The following is a 16,728-nucleotide window of genomic DNA, read 5'->3' as shown; positions in this document are numbered from 1 at the left end:
CAGGTTACAACTAATCTGACGGATAGTCAGCTCACGGGAATGATGGAGGTGGAGATGCGCGGCGACCTGGAGTGGGGCACGATCCCCGGGCTCGTACGGGCGGCGGCCGAGCGGTACGGGGAGCGGGAGGCGGTCGTCGACGGACGCGCCCGCGTCACGTACGCCGAGCTCGGCGAGCGCGTCGAACGGGCGGCCGCCGCCTGTCTCGCCACCGGGATACGGGCGGGGGACCGGGTCGCGGTCTGGGCGCCCAACACCCTCGACTGGATCGTCTCGGCGCTCGGCGCCGTCACCGCGGGCGCTGTCCTCGTCCCCCTGAACACCCGCTTCAAGGGCACCGAGGCGGCCTACGTCCTCCAGAGTTCCCGGGCCCGCCTGCTCTTCGTCACCGGCACCTTCCTCGGCACCTCGTACGTCGCCTCCCTGCGCCGCTCGGGCGTCGAGCTCCCGGACCTGGAGAAGGTCGTCGTCCTCGGCGACACCGCGCCGGACGAGGCGGGCTGGACGACCTGGAAGGCCTTTCTCGCGGCAGGCGACCGGGTCCCGGCCGCGCGGGTCCGCGCCCGGGCCGACGCGATCGACCCCGCGGACCCCTCCGACATCATCTACACCTCGGGCACCACGGGCCGGCCCAAGGGGGCGGTCATCGGCCACGCGCAGACCCTGCGCTGCTACGAGATCTGGTCGGATCTCGCAGGCCTCCGCGAAGGAGACCGCTACCTCGTGGTCAACCCCTTCTTCCACACCTTCGGCTACAAGGCCGGGATCCTCGCCTGCCTGATGCGCGGCGCGGTGATCGTCCCGCAGTCCGTCTTCACCGTGGACACCGTCCTCGCCAACATCGCCGCGGAGCGCGTCACGGTCCTCCCCGGCCCGCCGACCCTCCACCAGTCGCTCCTGGACCACCCCGCCCGCGCGGCCCACGACCTCGGCTCCCTCCGTCTCGTCGTGACGGGCGCGGCCGTCGTCCCCCTCCGGCTGGTCGAGCGGCTCCGCGCCGACCTGGGCGTCGGCACGGTCCTCACGGCGTACGGACTCTCCGAGGCGAGCGGCATCGTCACGATGTGCCGCCGCGACGACCCCGACGAGACCGTCGCCACCACCTCGGGCCGCCCGATCCCGGACACGGAGGTCCGCCTCTCGCCCACCGGCGAGGTGCTCGTCCGCGGCCACCACGTCATGCGCGGCTACTTCGAGGACGAGGAGGCGACGGCGGCGGCGGTCGACGGGGACGGCTGGCTGCACACGGGGGACATCGGCGTCCTGGACGAGGCGGGGAACCTGCGGATCACGGACCGCCTGAAGGACATGTTCATCGTGGGCGGCTTCAACGCCTACCCGGCGGAGATCGAACAACTCCTCGGCCTCCACCCCGACATAGCGGACGTCGCCGTCGTCGGTGTCCCCGACCCGAGGCTGGGCGAGGTCGGCAAGGCCTTCGCGGTACGGAGGGCGGGGGCGCGGGTGACGGCGGACGACCTGATCGCCTGGTCGCGGCGGGAGATGGCGAACTACAAGGTGCCGAGGGAGGTCGAGTTCGTGACGGAGCTGCCGAGGAACGCGAGCGGGAAGGTGGTGAAGGGGGAGCTGAGGGGACGGTAGGGGCATGTGACGCAGGTCACTCTCGACGCTGGTATGGTTACTGGTATGGCAACCAAGAAGTACACGGTGACCCTGCCCGAGGAGCTTGCCGAGGAGATCCGCCGCAAGGTGGGGCCCGGCGGCTTCAGTGCGTATGTCACGCAGGCCATACAGCGCACGGCGGAGCAGGATCGGCTGGGGGAGCTGGTGGACTGGATGGAGCAGGAGTACGGTCCCGTCACCGAGGAGCAGTTGGCGGCGGCCGAGGCGGAGCGGCGCGAGATCATTCGCCGTCACGAGGAGCGAGCGGCGCGCGAGCGCGCGGAGGCCGACGCCCCGGACGCCCGGCAGGCGGACGCCGCGTGACCGAGATCTGCTACGTCCTGGACAGTGAGGGCCTTTCGCGGGCCGTCCTCGGCGACCCCGTGATGCGTGCCCGCTTGAAGGACGCCCACCGTGCGGGCATCCGCGTGGTGACCAGCTCCATGACGATGATCGAGGCGTACCACTCCAAGGTCCCGTACGCGGCCTGGAAATGGTTCCTCTCCCGGATCGTCGTCGAGCCCGTCACGGAGGAGATCGCGGAAGCGGCGATCAGTCTCCTGAAGGGTGCGGGCCTGCACGGGCACAAGTACGCGATCGACGCGGCGCTCGCGGTGATCGCGGGGCGCCAGAGAGGGATCGTGACGGTGTTCACCTCCGACGAGGACGACATGACGAAGCTGTGCCCGCCCGGCGTGGAGGTTCAGCGCGTCTGACCCCGTTGGCGCGCGAGGACGACGATCCCGGCCTGGTCGCGCACGACCCACCACCCGCCGTCGGCGGAGGCCTGCCGCAACACGCGTCCGACCGCGCCCGCGGACCAGCCCTCCGCCCGGTCCACCACCAGCCACTCCACGGCGGGCCGCCGGTCCAGCACCCCGTCCGCGACCAGGTGCACGGTCGCCCGGTCGGTCAGGTGCGGGGCCAGACTGTTGCTCGCCGCCACCCGCGCCCCGTCCGGCACCAGCTGCACGGCCCGGCGCGCCGCGGCCTCCCGGGGCGTGTCCCGCCAGAAGCCCGGGGTGACGAGCGCGGCCACGGGCTGCGCGGGCAGCAGCAGGAGCGCGACGGCCACGGGCACGGACAGCGGCAGCCGCACGCCCCGGCGCAGGGCGTCGACGAGCGCGGCGAGGGCGATCGGGACGAGGACCGCCGAGTAGTGCAGCCCCGGCTCCCAGTGCGCCGGGTTGGCGGAGGTGAACCGCCAGGCCAGGGTCGGCAGGAGCAGCCAGGCGAGCGGGGTGGCGCTGACCACGGGGGCGCCGCTCGTCGCTCTGCTGACGGGGGCGCTGGTGCATGTGACGGCGACGCGGTCGCTCCGCCCGGTCGAGGCGATCCGCCGCGAACTGGCGGACATCACGGGCCAGTCGCTGGACCGCCGGGTCTCGGTCCCGCCGACCGGCGACGTGATCGCCCGCCTCGCCGAAACCACGAACGACACCCTCGACCGCCTGGAACAGGCGTCGGCGCGCCAGCAGGAGTTCGCGGCGGACGCCGCCCACGAACTGCGCAGCCCCCTCGCGGCGTTGCGCGCCCAGCTGGAGACGGCCCTGCGCCACCCGGACTCGGTGACGGACTGGCCGGAGGTGGTGGCCGGGGCGGCGGCCGACGTCGTACGGCTCCAGGCGCTCGCCGACGACCTGCTGCTCCTGGCGAGCCACCGGGTGACGGCGGCGGTGGGGGAGCCGGTGGACCTGGCGGCGCTCGCGGAGGACCTGGTCCGCGAACACCAGCACCTGCCGGGCGCGGTGGGCCTCCACCTCACATGCGAGGCGCCGTCCCCGGCGGTCGTCCACGGCGACGCGCTCGGCCTGGAACGTCTCCTGCGCAACCTCCTGGCGAACGCATGCCGGCACGCGAAGACGCGGGTCGAGGTCGAGGTGGTCCGGGACGGTTCCTCCGTCACCCTGACGGTGGAGGACGACGGTCCGGGCATCCCCCCGGCGGACCGCTCCCGTGTCTTCGAGCGCTTCACCCGCCTCGACGCCTCCCGCACCCGCACCTCGGGCGGTGCCGGCCTGGGCCTCCCCATCGCCCGCGACATCGCCACCCACCACGGCGGCACCCTGACGATCGAGGACTCGGTGCGCGGCGCCCGCCTGGTGGCACGTCTCCCGACGGGTGGTCGCCCCGGCGTGTGAGGCCGGACGGACCCCACGCCCTCCCGGAGTGCGACGGACTCAGACCGCGACGGAGAGCAGGTCCACCACGAAGACGAGGGTCGAGCCCGGCGGGATCAGGGGCGAGGGGGACTGGTTGCCGTAGCCGAGGCGTGGGGGGACGATGATCTCTCGGCGGCCGCCGACCTTCATTCCTCTGATGCCGCGGTCCCAGCCCTTGATGACCTTGCCGCCGCCCACGGCGAACTTGTACGGCCGGCCCTCGTCCCAGGAGGTGTCGAATTCCCTTCCGGACGCGAAGGTGACCCCGACGTAGTGGACCTGCACGACCCTGCCGGGCTTCGCTTCGAGGCCTTCCCCGACGACGAGGTCGCGAATGGTCAGCTCGGTGGGGGCGTCACCCTCCGGAAGGTCGATCTCGGGCTTCGCCGGTTCGCTCATCGCCGCCTCATTCGCTCTCCGCCGGAGGCCCTCGTACGGACCGGCCAGGCGTGTGGTCACTGTGTGCAGTGACCATCATGCCGCTGCCGTCCGGGTCGGCGCGTCGTCCGCGCGGGCGTGCAGGAGGGGCCGGGCAGCTGCCCGGCCCCTCCTGTTCGGTGGTCCGATCGCGTTGCGCACGGGCCCTGCCCTGACGGATCCCCCCTGGGTCCGTCGGGCGTCCCCCGAGTCCGTGTGCTCCCCCGTCGACCGGGCCTTCCTGGCCCCGGCGGCTCCCCCGAAGTCGCCGCCGCGGCCTTTCCCCGTCGGGAATGGTCTACTTGGGCGGCTCGATGGTGGCGTGCATGTCCATCGTGGTGATGGCCTCGCCCTGGCCGCCGGTGATCTTGTCGGTGATCGCGCCGACCGCCGGCTCGGTGGTGGCGTGCATGTCCTTCGTGACGATGGACTCCTCCTGGCCGCCGGTGATCTTCTCGGTGATCGTGTTGAGCGCGGGCTCCGAGGTGGCGTGCATGTCCATGGGCTTGATGATCGGGTCCTGCTTGATCGGGTCGGTCATGCTCGTCAACTCCTGCGTGTGATGTCCGAGATGGGGGGAGATTCGTCCAGCCGTTCCCCCGTGGACAGCTGGACGAATCTCCGGGGCCGATCACCCTAGTACTCAGGGGCAGTGGCCCTCATCGGCGACCCGTCTGCCCCCCGACGCGGCGGATCGTCATGGGGAAGAGCATGCCGTGCAGCGATAAACGAACGATGAACGCACTGGCCGCAGGGGGTCTACGCCGCCTGGGCGGGGGTCAGCAGGGCGCGGACCTCGGCGGCTTCCGGGGCGCCGAGGGCCTCGAAGATGCCGAGCGCCTCCTGCCAGCAGACCAGCGCGCGGCCGCTCTGGCCGATGCCGAAGAGGGCCCGGCCCAGGACGGTGAGGACGTTGCCCCGCCGCCACTCGCCCCCGATGCCCCGCAGCACCGTCAGCGCCATCTCGGCGTTCGACGCCGCCTGGGCGTGCCGACGGGCGGCGATGTCCACTTCGGACAGGCGGAAGAGGGTCATGCCCTCCCACAGGCGTTGCCTGCTGTCGGCGAAGACCGTCAGTGCCTCGCGGAGCTGTTCGCCCGCCGAGGCGAGCTGGTCGTCCTGGGTGAGGGCGAGACCGAGGGCGTACCGCCCGTTGGCGCCCCGCAGCGATTGCCCCATCGAGTCGTAGATCTCCGTGCCCCTCCGGGCGAGGGCGATGGCGCTCGACGTACGGCCCGTGGCCAGGTGGATGCGCGACAGGTTGCAGAGGGCGCTCGCCTCGCCCGGCTCGTCCCCGATGTCGCGGAACCGCTCGATCGCCTCGGTGAGGTGCTGCTCGCCCTCCGCGAAGCGGTTCTGGTAGAGCGCGATGATCCCCCGGGCGTTGGCGGACCAGCAGGCCGGCACCGGGTCGTCGGCCCGGTCCGCGTGGGGCAGGGCGAGTTCGGCGTCGCGGTCCGCCTCCTTGAAGCGCCCGGCCGTGTGGTGGACACCCGCGAGCACGGTGAGCGCGCGGCCCTCGGCCTTGGCGTCCGCGTGGGTGCGGGCGGCGTCGCGCAGGACCACGCCGGTCGCCTCGAACTCCTTGGAGTTCGCCCCGGACTCCCCGAGGTCCAGCGACGCCCACAGCAGGTCCACCGCTCGGCGGAGGGTCGCCGGGGACGCGGCGGACTGGCGGACCGTGGCCAGGAGGCAGTTGGCTTCCGCGTAGAGCCAGTCCTGGGCCGTGTGGCGGTCGGTGAAGGTGAGGCCTTCGTGGGTGGTGGGTTCCAGGTGGTCGACCAGGCGGTCACCCGGGCGTTCGATCGCGTACACGCGCGCCGCTGTGGAGAGGTAGAAGTCCAGGAGGCGGGAGAGCGCCGACTCCTTCTCCGACGGGGGCTGTTCGTCGCGGTCGGCGCAGGCGCGCGCGTAGAGCCGGACCAGGTCGTGGTAGCGGTAGCGGCCCGGGGCCGCCGACTCCAGGAGGGACGTGTCGACCAGGGCCTCCAGGAGATCCTCCGTGTCCCAGAGGGGGAGGTCGAGGACCGCCGATGCCGCCGCCAGCGAGATGTCCGGACCGTCCGCCAGGCCCAGGAGGCGGAAGGCGCGGGCCTGGGCCGGTTCGAGCTGGCCGTAGCCGAGTTCGAAGGTGGCCTTGACCGCGAGGTCGCCCGCCTGGAGTTCGTCGAGGCGGCGGCGCTCGTCCGCCAGCTTCGCCGCGAGCACCGAGACCGTCCAGGTGCGGCGGGCCGCCAGGCGGGACGCCGCGATGCGGATCGCCAGGGGGAGGAAGCCGCAGGCCGCGACCACGTCCAGGGCCGACTCCCGTTCCGTCCGTACGCGTTCCTCGCCGACGATCCTCGTGAAGAGCTGGAGCGCTTCCTCCGGGGACATCACGTCCAGGTCCACCAGGTGCGCGCCCGCCAGGTCGACCATGCGGATACGGCTGGTCACCAGGGCCGCGCAGCCCGCCGTGCCGGGCAGGAGGGGGCGGATCTGGGCGGCGTCCCGCGCGTTGTCCAGGAGGACCAGGACCCGGCGGCCGTCCAGCGTCGAGCGGTAGAGCGCGGCGCGGTCGTCGAGCGAGTCCGGGATCGCCGAGTCCGGGGTGCCGAGCGCGCGGAGGAAGGAGCCGAGGACCGTCTCCGGGGCGGCCGCGCGGTTGCCCGCGCCCTGGAGGTCCACGTACAGCTGGCCGTCCGGGAAGTGCGGCCGGGCCTCGTGGGCCACGTGCACGGCGAGCGTCGTCTTCCCGACGCCGCCGATTCCCGCCAGCGCCGAGACCGCCATGACGTGGCCCTCGGCCGTCGCGAGGCGGGCGCCCAGTTCGCGGACGAAGGAGGTCCTGCCCGTGAAGTCGGGGACCGTGGCCGGGAGCTGGGCTGGGCGGGCCACGGGTGCGGCGGCCGGGGCCGCCTCCTCCACCGGGCGGGCCAGTTCGGCGTCGCCCTGGAGGATGCGCTGCTGGAGCCGGGAGAGTTCGGGTGTGGGGTCGACGCCGAGCTCGTCGGCGAGGAGCCGGCGCGTGTCCGCGTACACGGCGAGCGCCTCCGCCTGCCGCCCGCCCCGGTAGAGGGCGAGCATGAGCAGCTCGCGGAGTCGCTCGCGCAGTGGGTGCGCGGCGGTCAGTGCGGTCATCTCGGAGATGGCCTCGGCGTGCGCGCCGACCTCCAGGTCGATGTCCAGGCGGGTTTCGAGGAGCGTCAGCCGCCATTCCTCCAGGCGGGTCCGCTGCGTCTCGGCGTACGGGCCGGGTACGGAGGCCAGCACCTCGCCGTCCCACAGGGCGAGGGCCTCGGCGAGCCGCGCCCGGGCGCCGGCCCGGTCCCCTGAGGCCCGCAGCTTCTCGGCCTCGGTGGCCAGCTCCTGCGCGGTGAGGAGGTCCAGGGCCCTGGTACGCAGGGCGTAGCCGCCCGACTCGCTGACCAGGACCTTCGGGTCGAGGGCCTTGCGGAGGCGGGAGGCGTACGTCCGTACCGCCGCGAGGGCCTGCGAGGGCGGCTCCTCGCCCCAGAGCGCGTCGATCAGCTCGGCGGCGGTGGCGGTGCGTCCGCCGCGCAGGAGCAGGGCGGCGAGCAGGGCGCGCTGCTGCGGCGAGCCGGTGGGCAGGGCCTCGCCGTCACGCCAGGCGCGTACGGGACCGAGCACGCCGAAGCGCAGCTCACCGGGGCCTTGACCGGCGCGCGGCTCGGGGCCTTCGCCGACGCTCGCGCCCGTACCGGCGCCGCCGGTGTCCTCGTCGGCGTGCGCACTTCTGGAGGCGTCATCGCCCGCCGGGGCCGGCGCGCCCACCTTCGGAGCCCGCTGCACCGGAACTCGCGGCCCGTTCACACGGTCCATCGCTCCCCCTGCCCGTACCGCTGGTTTCGCCCAGGACAGTCTGCCTTGTCCGGAGGGAGTCCGTCAGCATCGGGTCGGCCGAGAGCGGGCCGGAAGCGGGACTGGAGCGGGGCTGGGACCGGGTCGTTGCGCGACCGTTGTACGCCACGGTAGCTGACGACCCGTCAGATCAGCGCTACCGTGAAGGCCATGGAGAGCATGGAGAGCAGCATGGAGGGCAGCACGGTGACCACCCCCGAGGCCTTTCCGCAGATCATCTCGGTGGACGACCACACCGTGGAGCCCCCGCACGTCTGGCGGGACCGGCTCCCGTCCCGCTTCCACGACACCGGCCCCCGGGTCGTCCGCGCCCCCCTCAAGGAGATGACCTTCCTCGGCGGCAAGTTCGCCCCGGTCATGGGCGCCAAGGGCGACGACGGGCCCATCGGCGACTGGTGGGTCTACGAGGACCTGCACCGGCCCCTCACCCGGCTCGACACCGCCGTCGGCTACGACCGTGACGAGATAAAGCTCGAAGTCATCACGTACGAGCAGATGCGGCCCGGCTCGCACTCCGTCCCCGACCGCCTCGCCGACATGGACGTCAACCACGTCCAGTCCGCCCTCTGCTTCCCCACCTTCCCGCGCTTCTGCGGGCAGACCTTCACCGAGGCGAGCGACCGCGAGCTCGGCCTGCTCTGCGTGCGCGCCTACAACGACTGGATGGTCGACGAGTGGTGCGGCCCCGAGGCGCACGGCCGGCTCATCCCGCTCACCCTCATCCCGCTGTGGGATCCCGAGCTCGCCGCCGCCGAGGTCCGCCGCAACGCCGCGCGCGGGGTCCGGGCCGTCGCCTTCTCCGAGATCCCGCCCCACCTCGGGCTCCCCTCGGTCCACACGGACCACTGGGACCCCTTCTTCCGCGCCTGTGACGAGACCGGCACGGTCATCGCCATGCACATCGGCTCCTCCAGCCGGATGCCGTCCACCTCGGCCGACGCCCCGCCGGCGGTCGGCTCCACCATCACCTTCGCGAACTGCTGCTTCTCGATGGTCGACTGGCTGATGAGCGGCAAGTTCGAGCGCTTCCCGAACCTGCGGATCATGTACGCGGAGGGCCAGATCGGCTGGATCCCGTACATCCTGGAGCGCGCGGACGTCGTCTGGGAGGAGAACCGCGGCTGGGGCGGCGTCGCCGACAAGGTCCTGCGCCCGCCGTCCGAGCTCTTCGCCGGTCATGTCTTCGGCTGCTTCTTCGACGACGCCTTCGGCCTGAAGAACCTCGACTCGATCGGCGTCGGGAACGTCCTGTACGAGACGGACTACCCGCACTCCGACTCCACCTGGCCCAAGTCGCGGGAGGTCGGCGAGGCCCAGATGGGTCACCTGGCGCCGGACGTCGTCGAGCGGATCGTCCGCGGCAACGCGATCGAGCTCCTGGGGCTGAGCCCGGAGGGCCTCTGGCGGCCGTGAGCGGGGGGTGACGCGCGGCGGGGCCTTTGGGGCGCACCGCCGCGCGGCCCTATCGGACGTCGTGGACGCTGTGTTCGCTGAGGTCGGCCGCGTGCCGGGCGACGGTCCTGTAGTCGACGTCGTCATGGAGGACGGTCAGCCCGTGATGGGCCGCGGTGGCCGCGATCAGCAGGTCGACGGCTGAGGCGCTCCTGTGCTCCCCGGCCCTCGCCATCCGGTGCTGTACGGAGCCGATCCAGCGCCCCGCGTTCTTGGGTACCGCGACGTCGGGGTAGAGGTCGGCGAACATCTCGGCGATCTCGTCGTACTCGCGACTGTTCCGGGCGCTGTAGAGGAACTCGGCGCGCTGGGGGTAGCAGGAGGCGATCGCCTCGGCGTCGATGGCGTCGTACCAGGCCGACTGGAGCGCGGGGTCGCTGAGCAGCCGGACGAGGCCGGAGGTGTCGAGGAGGTAGATCACCGACCGTCCTTCTCGGCTTGGTGCAGCTGTTCGGCGTCCTCAACCGCCCCCCACGTGCGTGCGCGCTCGAAGTGGCGGCTGATGCGTGCGGCGCGCTCCTGCCGGTCGGCGTAGAACCGGAGGGCCAGGTTGACCGCTTCCTTCTTGGTCCTGGCCTTGGACAGGACCATCGCACGCTGCAGCGCGTCATCGTCTATGTCGATCTGGGTCACGGCCATGTCGAGCCTCCCTGTGCCGCCCCGGGACACCAGTGCCCTGATGTTGGTGATGTACAAAAAATTGTACGCCATCAACATCGCCTGCGCGACCCTTGCCCGGTGGCGCCCCGGCGGCGACGATGGGGCCCTTCAGAATCTGACTAAGCGTCAGTTAAGGGGTTCCCATGGTCGTCTACGGGATGCAGCTGCCCGTCCAGTCGCAATCCGCCCTCTACGCCGAGGCCTGGGAGGCGGCCGCCGGTCCCGGGGACCTCCTCGCCGTCGCCCGGGCCGCCGAGGCGCACGGCTTCGACTACCTCGCGAGCTGCGACCACGTCGCCATCCCGCGCCGGCTCGCCGGGGCGATGAGCACCGTCTGGTACGACCCGGTCGCCACGCTCTCCTTCCTCGCCGCCGCCACCGAGCGCGTCCGGCTCCTCTCGCACGTCGCCGTCGTCGGCCTGCGTCATCCGCTCGTCACGGCCAAGGCGTACGCGACCCTCGACCACCTCTCCGGCGGCCGGCTGGTCCTCGGGGTCGGCGCCGGGCACGTCCAGGAGGAGTTCGAGGCGCTCGGCGTGGACTTCGCGCGCCGGGGCGCCGTGCTCGACGAGACCGTCGACGCGCTCCGGGCGGCCCTCGGCCCCGAGGAGTACCCCGAGCACCTCGGGGAGCTCTTCGCCTTCAAGGACCTCGGGCAGCTGCCCCGGCCCGCCCAGGAGCGGGTCCCGGTCTGGGTGGGCGGCTCCTCGCCGGCCGCCGTGCGCCGGGCCGCGCTCAAGGGCGACGGCTGGCTGCCGCAGGGCGACCCGCGCGACAAGCTCGCCGCGCAGATCCAGCGGCTCCTGCGGCTCCGCGCCGAGGCCGGGATCGCCGAGCCGATCACCGTCGGCGCCATCACCGAGGCGCTGTACGTCGGCGAGCCCGGCTGGGAGGTCGGCCGCCGCACCCTGAGCGGCCGCCCGGAGGAGCTCGCCGCCTCCCTGCGGGCGTACGGGGAGATGGGCGTGCACCAGATCCAGGTGCGGTTCCGCTCCCGGAGCCGCACCGAACTCACCGACCAGATGGCGGCCTTCGGCGCGGAGGTCGCACCCCACCTGAACTGAGGAGCGTGGCAGGCATGGGCAAGCTCGACGGACGGGTCGTCCTCGTCACCGGCGCGGCGCGCGGGCAGGGCGAGCAGGAGGCGCGGCTCTTCGCCGCCGAGGGGGCGCGGGTCGTCCTCGCGGACGTGCTCGACGACCCCGGAGAGGCGCTGGCCAAGGAGCTGGGGGAGGAGCGGGCCGCGTACGTCCGCCTCGACGTCACGAAGGAGGACGACTGGACGGCGGCCGTGGCCGCCGCCAAGGAGCGCTTCGGGAAGATCGACGGGCTCGTCAACAACGCCGGGATCCTCCGCTTCAACGAACTGCTCTCCACGCCCCTGGAGGAGTTCCAGGCGATCGTCTCGGTCAACCAGACCGGCTGCTTCCTGGGCATCCGGACGGTCGCGCCCGAGATCGCGGCGGCCGGTGGCGGGACGATCGTCAACACCGCCTCGTACACGGGGCTCACCGGCATGGCCGGGGTCGGCGCCTACGCGGCGAGCAAGCACGCCGTCCTCGGGCTCACCAAGGTCGCGGCGCTCGAACTGGCCGCGCGGAACATCCGGGTCAACGCGGTCTGCCCCGGGGCGATCGACACCCCGATGAGCAACCCGGAGGGCGTGGACCCGGCGTCCACGGCCGAGCTGTACCGCAAGCTCGTGCCGCTCGGGCGGATCGGACAGGCGGCGGAGGTGGCGGCCCTCGCGCTCTTCCTGACGGGCGGGGACTCGGCGTACATCACGGGCCAGCCGTTCGTGATCGACGGCGGCTGGCTGGCCGGCGTGAGTCTTCTCTGAGCCGGCCGGGGCCGGCCCATCCCCATCATCCTGACTGACCGTCAGGTATTGACGCGCCCATCCCGTGGTGCGACAGTCGGGCACACCAGAGATCTGACGGTTCGTCAGAAAGAATGAGGACGGTGAACCCCTTGGAATTCGGGATCTTCGTACAGGGATACGTCGGCAAGCGCGCCGAGACCGATCCCGAGGCCGAGCACAAGGCCCTCATGGAGGAGACCGAGTACGTCATCCAGGCGGACAAGTCCGGGTTCAAGTACGCCTGGGCCTCCGAGCACCACTTCCTGGACGAGTACTCGCACATCTCGGCCAACGACGTCTACCTCGGCTACCTCGCCCACGCCACCGAGCGGATCCACCTCGGCTCCGGCATCTTCAACCCCCTCGCCCCCGTCAACCACCCGGTGAAGGTGGCCGAGAAGGTCGCCATGCTCGACCACCTCTCCGGCGGACGCTTCGAGTTCGGCTCCGGACGCGGCGCGGGCTCCCACGAGATCCTCGGGTTCATGCCGGGCATCACCGACATGAACCACACGAAGGAGATCTGGGAGGAGACCATCGCCGAGTTCCCCAAGATGTGGCTCCAGGACGAGTACGTCGGCTTCCAGGGCAAGCACTGGTCCCTGCCGCCCCGCAAGATCCTGCCCAAGCCGTACGGCGCCTCCCACCCCGCCATGTGGTACGCGGCCGGGTCCCCCTCCTCGTACGCCATGGCCGCGAAGAAGGGCCTCGGCGTCCTCGGCTTCAGCGTGCAGAAGGTCGCCGACATGGAGTGGGTCGTCGAGTCCTACAAGACGGCGATCAAGGAGGCCAAGGCCGTCGGCGACTTCGTCAACGACAACGTCATGGTTACCTCCACCGCCATCTGCGCGGAGACCCACGACAAGGCCGTCGAGATCGCCGTCTCCGGCGGCCTCAACTACCTCCAGTCGCTGCTCTTCCGCTACCACGACACCTTCCCCCGGCCGGAGGGCATCCCCGAGTGGCCCGAGCTGCTCCCCGAGTACTCGGCCGAGATCATCGAACTCCTCATCCAGGAGGAGCTGATGATCTGCGGCGACCCCTCCGAGGTCCTCGGCCAGTGCAAGCGCTGGGAGCAGGCCGGCGCCGACCAGCTCTCCTTCGGCATCCCGATCGGGATCTCGTACGAGGACACGATGAACTCGATCAAGCTGATCGGCGAGCACGTGATCCCCGAGATCGACACGGACCCGGTCCACCGCACGACCCGCTTCCGCCAGGCCGCGGGCTCCTGACGCGAGGGGCGCGGGCTCCGGGCGGAGCCCGTCGCCCGTCGGCGGAGTCCGCCGGCAGAGCCAGTCGTACGAGCGCGGGGCGGTGTCTTCCCGGATCGCCGCCCCGTGTCCGGCCCCGGCCGGAGGCCGTTCCGCGGCGGCCCCCGGTCCGGGGCACACCCGCGTCCACGGACAGAGAGGGACCGTCATGCTCGACCACCTGATCACCGGCGCCACCGTCGTGGACGGCACCGGCGCCCCCGCGTTCACCGCCGACGTCGGGATACGCGACGGCCGCATCGCCGTCGTCGCCGAACCCGGCACCGTCAGCGAGGAGGCCCGGACCACCGAGGACGCCACCGGCCTCGTCCTCACCCCCGGCTTCGTCGACCCCCACACCCACTACGACGCCCAGCTCTTCTGGGACCCGTACGCCACCCCCTCCATGAACCACGGCGTCACCACCGTCGCCGGCGGCAACTGCGGCTTCACCCTCGCCCCGCTCCACCCGGACCGGCCCGAGGACGCCGACTACACGCGCCGCATGATGTCCAAGGTCGAGGGCATGGCCCTGGCGGCCCTGGAGGAGGGCGTCGACTGGGGCTGGTCGTCCTTCGCCGAGTACCTCGACGCCCTCGAAGGGCGGATCGCCGTCAACGCCGGCTTCATGGTCGGCCACTGCGCGCTGCGCCGGTACGTGATGGGCGCCGACGCCGTCGGCGGGCAGCCCACCCCCGAGCAGCTGGACCAGATGGTCGCCCTCCTCAAGGGCGCCATGGAGGCCGGGGCCTGGGGACTCTCCACCACCCAGTCCGCCACCCACTCCGACGGCGACGGCGCCCCCGTCGCCTCCCGGCACGCCACGCCCGCCGAGCTGATCGCCCTGTCGAAGGCCGTCGGCGAGCACGAGGGCACGCAGCTGGAGGCGATCCTGGCCGGCTGCCTCGACCAGTTCTCCGACGCCGAGATCGAGCTGTTCGTCGAGATGACGGCGGCGGCCGGACGCCCGCTCAACTGGAACGTCCTCACCATCGACGCCGCCGTCCCCGAGCGCGTCCCTCGCCAGCTCACCGCCTCCGAGCGGGCCCGCAAGTCCGGCGGCCGGATCGTCGCCCTCACCATGCCGATCCTCACCCCCATGAACATGTCACTCGGCACGTTCTGCGCGCTCAACCTCATCCCCGGCTGGGGCGAGATCCTCGCCCTCCCCGTCCCCGAGCGGATCGCGAGACTCCGCGACCCCGACGTCCGGGCCGAGATGCTGCGGCGAGCCGACTCCAAGGAGGCCGGGGTCTTCCGGCGGCTCGCCCACTTCGGCCGGTACGTCATCGGCGACACGTACAGCGCGGAGAACGAGGGCCTGACCGGCCGGGTCGTGAAGGACATCGCCGCCGAACGCGGCCAGGACGCCTTCCAGTGCCTCGTCGAGATCTGCGCCAACGACGACCTGCGGACCGTCCTGTGGCCGATGCCCAGCGACAACGACCCGGCGTCCTGGGCACTGCGCCGCGAGACCTGGGACCACGAGGACGTGCTGCTCGGCGGCTCGGACGCGGGCGCGCACCTGGACCGGATGTGCGGGGCGCCGTACACGACCCGCTTCCTCGGCGACTGTCTGCGCGGCCGGAAGCTGGTGCCCCTGGAGCGGGCGGTGCGGATGCTGACCGACGAGCCGGCGCGGCTCTTCGGGCTGCGCGAGCGCGGCCGTATAGAGGAGGGCTTCCACGCCGACCTCGTCCTCTTCGACCCGGAGCGGATCGAGGCGGGCCCGGCGACGCTGGTGCACGACCTGCCGGGGGACAGCCCGCGGCTCGACTCGCGCGCGATCGGGATCGTGTCGGTCCGGGTCAACGGCGTGGAGACCGTACGGGACGACGAGGTGACCGGCGCGATCCCCGGCAGGGTGCTGCGCTCCGGCCGTGACACGAGGACGGTGGCGACGCGATGACCCGTACGGAGAAGCGGAGGACCGAGCGGCTTTTCATCGGCGGCGAGTGGGTCGAGCCCGACGGCGGCCACTACGAGGTGATCGACCCGGCCACGGAGGAGGTCGTCGGTCTCGCGCCGGAGGCGTCGCGCGCCCAGGTGTACGAGGCGGCCGCCGCGGCCCGGGCGGCCTTCGACTCCTGGTCGCGGACGAAGCCGGAGGAGCGGGCGGCGATCCTCGACCGGGCCGCGGACCTGATGGCCCGGGACGCCGAGGAGAACGTCCTGCTCGCGCTGGCCGAGACCGGCGCCACCACCGGCACCGCCCGCGGCATGCAGGTCGCGGTCGGCTCCTCCCGCTTCCGGCGGTACGCCCGGGGCGCGATGGAGCCGGTCGAGCAGGCGCTGCCGCCGCAGATCAACGAGGCCGGACCGATGGGGAAGGCCGGGGTGTTCGGCGCGGTGGCGGTGCGGCGCCCGGTCGGCGTGGTCACCTGCATCACCTCGTACAACAACCCCTGGGCCAACCCGGCGGGCAAGATCGCGCCCGCGCTCGCGATGGGCAACACGGTCCTCGTGAAGCCGGCCCCGCAGGACCCGCTGTCGGTGTACGCGATGACCCGGGCCCTGGCGGAGGCCGGGGTCCCGGCGGGTGTGGTCAACGTGGTCACCGGCTCCTCGGTGGAGTCCGGGCAGGCGGCGGTGGACTCCCCGGACGTCGACATGGTCTCGTTCACCGGCTCGACGGCGGTCGGGCAGGCGATCGGCGAGGTCTGCGGGCGCGACCTGAAGCGGCAGCTGATGGAGCTGGGCGGGAAGGGGGCGGCGGTCGTCTTCGACGACGCGGACCTGGACTCGGCGGTCATGGGCATCGGGACGACCTTCGCCTTCTACAGCGGGCAGATCTGCACCGCCCCGACGCGGGTGCTCGCGCAGCGCGGGATCTACGAGCGGCTCGTCGAGAAGCTGACCGGCTTCATGGCCTTCATGAAGGTCGGGGACCCGGCCGCGCAGGGCACGGTGGTCGGCCCGGTGATCTCGGCGGCGCACCGCGACCGGGTGGAGTCGTACGTCGAGCTGGGCCGGAAGGAGGGGGCGCGGGTCGTCGCGGGCGGGGAGCGTCCGGACTTCGCCAAGGGCTTCTACGTGGCCCCGACACTGCTGGCCGACTGCACCAACGAGATGCGGGTGGTGCGGGAGGAGATCTTCGGTCCGGTCGTCGTGGTCGTCCCCTTCGACGAGGAGGAGGAGGGGATCGCGCTCGCCAACGACAGCGAGTACGGCCTCATCGACTACGTGTGGTCGGGCGACGTGGCCCGCGCCTTCCGCGTGGCGGCCCGGCTGCGGGCCGGCGGGGTGGGCGTGAACACGATCGGGCGGAACATGGAGGCGCCGTTCGGCGGATTCAAGCGGAGCGGGGTCGGACGGGACGTCGGCTCGTACGCGCTGCACGCCTACAGCGAGCTCCAGTCGGTCGTCTGGCCGGGCTGAGCCCGGGTCGACGGCACGCCGGGGGCCGTGCGGAAAATTGCTCGGGAAATTTTGGAAACGG

16 protein-coding genes are annotated in these 16,728 nt (G+C 72.3%); 10 read left to right on the top strand and 6 right to left on the bottom strand.

Features of this window, described 5'->3' with window-relative positions:
- Positions 1-54: 54 nt before the first annotated feature.
- From ACWFR1_RS12635 to ACWFR1_RS12625, 3 genes are read left to right on the top strand one after another with little or no spacing between them, the layout of a single operon-like run.
- Positions 55-1,602 (top strand): FadD3 family acyl-CoA ligase, encoded by a 1,548-nt coding sequence (locus ACWFR1_RS12635; RefSeq protein WP_453549896.1) that lies wholly within the window; start codon positions 55-57, stop codon positions 1,600-1,602.
- A 45-nt stretch (positions 1,603-1,647) separates the two neighbouring features.
- Complete coding sequence (locus ACWFR1_RS12630) at positions 1,648-1,947, top strand: hypothetical protein (RefSeq protein ID WP_453549740.1); 300 nt, start codon at positions 1,648-1,650, stop codon at positions 1,945-1,947.
- Positions 1,944-2,339 carry a PIN domain-containing protein gene (locus ACWFR1_RS12625; RefSeq protein WP_453549738.1) on the top strand — a complete coding sequence of 132 codons (396 nt, stop codon included), beginning with the start codon at positions 1,944-1,946 and terminating at the stop codon, positions 2,337-2,339. Before ACWFR1_RS12630 ends, ACWFR1_RS12625 begins: the two co-directional genes overlap by 4 nt.
- On the opposite strand, the gene ACWFR1_RS12620 is transcribed toward ACWFR1_RS12625, so the two are convergent.
- Complete coding sequence (locus ACWFR1_RS12620) at positions 2,327-2,878, bottom strand: DUF2079 domain-containing protein (protein WP_453549736.1); 552 nt, start codon at positions 2,876-2,878, stop codon at positions 2,327-2,329. The two genes, ACWFR1_RS12625 and ACWFR1_RS12620, sit on opposite strands and share 13 nt — an antisense overlap.
- Here ACWFR1_RS12620 and ACWFR1_RS12615 point away from each other — a divergent pair.
- A complete protein-coding gene (locus ACWFR1_RS12615) occupies positions 2,865-3,764 on the top strand; it encodes a sensor histidine kinase (RefSeq protein WP_453549734.1) in 900 nt (299 codons plus the stop codon). The genes ACWFR1_RS12620 and ACWFR1_RS12615 overlap by 14 nt on opposite strands.
- Before the next feature lie 39 nt (positions 3,765-3,803).
- On the opposite strand, the gene ACWFR1_RS12610 is transcribed toward ACWFR1_RS12615, so the two are convergent.
- The 3 genes from ACWFR1_RS12610 to ACWFR1_RS12600 form a co-directional block, all read right to left on the bottom strand.
- Entirely contained in the window at positions 3,804-4,184 is a 381-nt protein-coding gene (locus ACWFR1_RS12610) for an FKBP-type peptidyl-prolyl cis-trans isomerase (RefSeq protein ID WP_453549732.1), read from the bottom strand.
- Positions 4,185-4,500: 316 nt separating this feature from the next.
- The gene (locus ACWFR1_RS12605) at positions 4,501-4,743 is read right to left on the bottom strand and encodes a hypothetical protein (RefSeq protein WP_453549730.1); all 243 of its coding nucleotides are present in this window, start codon (positions 4,741-4,743) and stop codon (positions 4,501-4,503) included.
- A gap of 218 nt (positions 4,744-4,961) precedes the next feature.
- Complete coding sequence (locus ACWFR1_RS12600) at positions 4,962-8,024, bottom strand: BTAD domain-containing putative transcriptional regulator (RefSeq protein WP_453549727.1); 3,063 nt, start codon at positions 8,022-8,024, stop codon at positions 4,962-4,964.
- Between the two features lie 189 nt (positions 8,025-8,213).
- Here ACWFR1_RS12600 and ACWFR1_RS12595 point away from each other — a divergent pair, with 189 nt between their 5' ends.
- Entirely contained in the window at positions 8,214-9,476 is a 1,263-nt protein-coding gene (locus tag ACWFR1_RS12595) for an amidohydrolase family protein (RefSeq protein WP_453549725.1), read from the top strand.
- 49 nt (positions 9,477-9,525) lie between these two features.
- Here the strand turns inward: ACWFR1_RS12595 and ACWFR1_RS12590 are convergent, their stop codons facing one another.
- Together ACWFR1_RS12590 and ACWFR1_RS12585 are read right to left on the bottom strand one after the other, a co-directional pair.
- On the bottom strand, positions 9,526-9,936 hold the full coding sequence (locus ACWFR1_RS12590) for a PIN domain-containing protein (protein WP_453549722.1): 411 nt from the start codon (positions 9,934-9,936) through the stop codon (positions 9,526-9,528).
- The gene (locus tag ACWFR1_RS12585; protein ID WP_453549720.1) at positions 9,933-10,154 is read right to left on the bottom strand and encodes a type II toxin-antitoxin system VapB family antitoxin; all 222 of its coding nucleotides are present in this window, start codon (positions 10,152-10,154) and stop codon (positions 9,933-9,935) included. Before ACWFR1_RS12585 ends, ACWFR1_RS12590 begins: the two co-directional genes overlap by 4 nt.
- A 164-nt stretch (positions 10,155-10,318) precedes the next feature.
- On the opposite strand from ACWFR1_RS12585, the gene ACWFR1_RS12580 reads away from it, so the two are divergent.
- The 5 genes from ACWFR1_RS12580 (at position 10,319) to ACWFR1_RS12560 (ending at position 16,667) form a co-directional block, all read left to right on the top strand.
- Entirely contained in the window at positions 10,319-11,239 is a 921-nt protein-coding gene (locus ACWFR1_RS12580; RefSeq protein ID WP_453549717.1) for an LLM class F420-dependent oxidoreductase, read from the top strand.
- A 14-nt stretch (positions 11,240-11,253) separates the two neighbouring features.
- Positions 11,254-12,015, top strand: coding sequence for an SDR family NAD(P)-dependent oxidoreductase (locus ACWFR1_RS12575; protein ID WP_453549714.1), 762 nt, complete (start codon positions 11,254-11,256; stop codon positions 12,013-12,015).
- Positions 12,016-12,146: 131 nt separating this feature from the next.
- Complete coding sequence (locus ACWFR1_RS12570) at positions 12,147-13,271, top strand: LLM class flavin-dependent oxidoreductase (RefSeq protein WP_453549895.1); 1,125 nt, start codon at positions 12,147-12,149, stop codon at positions 13,269-13,271.
- Between the two features lie 187 nt (positions 13,272-13,458).
- Complete coding sequence (locus tag ACWFR1_RS12565) at positions 13,459-15,198, top strand: N-acyl-D-amino-acid deacylase family protein (RefSeq protein ID WP_453549711.1); 1,740 nt, start codon at positions 13,459-13,461, stop codon at positions 15,196-15,198.
- Positions 15,195-16,667 carry an aldehyde dehydrogenase family protein gene (locus ACWFR1_RS12560; protein ID WP_453549709.1) on the top strand — a complete coding sequence of 491 codons (1,473 nt, stop codon included), beginning with the start codon at positions 15,195-15,197 and terminating at the stop codon, positions 16,665-16,667. The genes ACWFR1_RS12565 and ACWFR1_RS12560 overlap by 4 nt, the downstream gene beginning before the upstream one ends.
- The last annotated feature ends 61 nt before the right edge of the window (positions 16,668-16,728 follow it).

The sequence above is a fragment of the Streptomyces sp. NPDC055103 genome, from assembly GCF_053607625.1.
Note: the sequence above shows the minus strand (reverse complement) of the source record. Positions and strands in the feature narration are given on the sequence as shown.

Excerpts from the sequence above, each read along its gene's own strand:
- ACWFR1_RS12635 (WP_453549896.1), top strand. The coding sequence starts at position 55 with ATGCGCGGCGACCTGGAGTGGGGCACGATCCCCGGGCTCGTACGGGCG.
- ACWFR1_RS12630 (WP_453549740.1), top strand. The coding sequence starts at position 1,648 with ATGGCAACCAAGAAGTACACGGTGACCCTGCCCGAGGAGCTTGCCGAG.
- ACWFR1_RS12610 (WP_453549732.1), bottom strand. The coding sequence starts at position 4,184 with ATGAGCGAACCGGCGAAGCCCGAGATCGACCTTCCGGAGGGTGACGCC.
- ACWFR1_RS12605 (WP_453549730.1), bottom strand. The coding sequence starts at position 4,743 with ATGACCGACCCGATCAAGCAGGACCCGATCATCAAGCCCATGGACATG.
- ACWFR1_RS12600 (WP_453549727.1), bottom strand. The coding sequence starts at position 8,024 with ATGGACCGTGTGAACGGGCCGCGAGTTCCGGTGCAGCGGGCTCCGAAG.
- ACWFR1_RS12595 (WP_453549725.1), top strand. The coding sequence starts at position 8,214 with ATGGAGAGCATGGAGAGCAGCATGGAGGGCAGCACGGTGACCACCCCC.
- ACWFR1_RS12585 (WP_453549720.1), bottom strand. The coding sequence starts at position 10,154 with ATGGCCGTGACCCAGATCGACATAGACGATGACGCGCTGCAGCGTGCG.
- ACWFR1_RS12580 (WP_453549717.1), top strand. The coding sequence starts at position 10,319 with ATGGTCGTCTACGGGATGCAGCTGCCCGTCCAGTCGCAATCCGCCCTC.
- ACWFR1_RS12575 (WP_453549714.1), top strand. The coding sequence starts at position 11,254 with ATGGGCAAGCTCGACGGACGGGTCGTCCTCGTCACCGGCGCGGCGCGC.
- ACWFR1_RS12565 (WP_453549711.1), top strand. The coding sequence starts at position 13,459 with ATGCTCGACCACCTGATCACCGGCGCCACCGTCGTGGACGGCACCGGC.
- ACWFR1_RS12560 (WP_453549709.1), top strand. The coding sequence starts at position 15,195 with ATGACCCGTACGGAGAAGCGGAGGACCGAGCGGCTTTTCATCGGCGGC.